The organism is Lachnoanaerobaculum saburreum DSM 3986 (assembly GCF_000185385.1).
In the GTDB taxonomy this organism is placed as follows: domain Bacteria; phylum Bacillota; class Clostridia; order Lachnospirales; family Lachnospiraceae; genus Lachnoanaerobaculum; species Lachnoanaerobaculum saburreum.
Map to the genome: position 1 here is coordinate 842,975 of NZ_GL622296.1, position 1,400 is coordinate 844,374.

At 34.0% G+C, this 1,400-nt stretch carries 3 protein-coding genes; all 3 read left to right on the forward strand.

Translation table 11 applies throughout. The annotated features are described in order from the left end of the window. A partial coding sequence (locus tag HMPREF0381_RS04035; protein ID WP_008750610.1) for a DUF5104 domain-containing protein occupies positions 1–458 on the forward strand: 458 nt, incomplete at its 5' end. Beyond that, positions 421–768, forward strand: coding sequence for a hypothetical protein (locus HMPREF0381_RS04040; protein WP_008750611.1), 348 nt, complete (start codon positions 421–423; stop codon positions 766–768). The genes HMPREF0381_RS04035 and HMPREF0381_RS04040, both read left to right, overlap by 38 nt. Next, positions 765–1,346 carry a DUF5104 domain-containing protein gene (locus HMPREF0381_RS04045; RefSeq protein WP_008750612.1) on the forward strand — a complete coding sequence of 194 codons (582 nt, stop codon included), beginning with the start codon at positions 765–767 and terminating at the stop codon, positions 1,344–1,346. The genes HMPREF0381_RS04040 and HMPREF0381_RS04045 overlap by 4 nt, the downstream gene beginning before the upstream one ends. Positions 1,347–1,400 lie beyond the last annotated feature (54 nt).

The window sequence follows — 1,400 nt, forward strand, 5'->3', positions numbered from 1 at the left end:
TGAATGAATATATCGAAAAGATAGTACAGGCTTTAAATACTAATGATAGGGAGCTGTTAGTAAGCTTGTTTCCGGAGTATGCAAGGAGTAAGATAGACAATTTTGACGAGAAGATAGATAATATATTTAGGGGTTATAATAATAATAAGTTTTCGGGTAAAATTATACGGTATAAGCTGGATGAAGATAATGACTATGAATCAAGCTCAGATAAAGGAAAACTTCAAAAGAAGGTGTATGCGTCAACAACTATAGAATTTGCAGATGATGGTGGAGAGTACAATTTTCCAATACAAATCTATTTCTTGATTAGACCGGTCGATGATTTTCATGAGAATAATGTAGGAATATCAAAATTTGCCATAGATAGTTTAAATTTACATTTTTTAAGTGATAAATTAGATTTAGAAAAAGATGGATATGATATTTATGCATTTGGATATAATAGTGGGAGGTAGATATATGGAAATCAAATCAAACGTAGATATGATGGAATCTTCATACCATAAATATAAAAAGTGTGAAGAAGGGTTAGATCACGTTAGAGAGGATCTTGTGGATATTATGACAGATGTTGATGACTACTGGATTGGAAGAAGTGGAGACAGCTTTAAATACATATGTTGGTATTTGAAAATATTGTTAGATTCAGGACACAATGAGTTAGATAATCTTGGAAATGAGATTGCGGTTGCGAAGGAAGCTGTTGATTATAATGATATCAATCTTTCGAATCAGATACAAAGTAAGGAGCATGTAAAAGTATGAAAAAAATAATATTTCTTATTATTGCATCAGCCCTTTTAATATCAGCCTGCTCAAGTGTCAAAAATACAGTGGACAGTGCAAAGAGTGAGATTACAAAAAATGATAAGCAGCCGCCTGAGGAAAAGGAATATAAAGACAAAGTGATTGCTGCGTTGGATAATCAAAATGCTGATGAATTGAAGGCACTGTTTTCAAAGAATGCGAGAGAGAGTATCGAAGATATTGACTTTAAAATTGCATTACTGCTAAAGAGGTATAAGGGAAAGTCAACGAGTGTCAAGTATGACAGAAATTTTCCCGTAGTTACAGAAGATAAAGAAAGGGGAATAAAAAGGATTGAGACTTATTATGTTGTAAAGACAGATGGTGGTAATATAGATTTTATGTACCTTCAGGTTGTTGCCAAGGATGATGAGGATCCTGATGAGATAGGTATCAGCTCTATGATGTATTCACCTGAGATTTGGCAGATTACTATGGATGACAGCAACAGAGGATATTATCTTTGGGTAGACAATCCGCTTTGGGCAGACTTTGTCCAGCCGGATGAGGTTATGAGTACAGAGAGCAGTAGGTAGATCTCCTAGAACTCCTATGAAAAAAGATATAGGAGTTCTGTTGATATACAAAAC

Bases quoted from the DNA above. Each gene is read 5' to 3' on its own strand.
- HMPREF0381_RS04040 (WP_008750611.1), top strand. From the start codon at position 421: ATGATATTTATGCATTTGGATATAATAGTGGGAGGTAGATATATGGAA.
- HMPREF0381_RS04045 (WP_008750612.1), top strand. From the start codon at position 765: ATGAAAAAAATAATATTTCTTATTATTGCATCAGCCCTTTTAATATCA.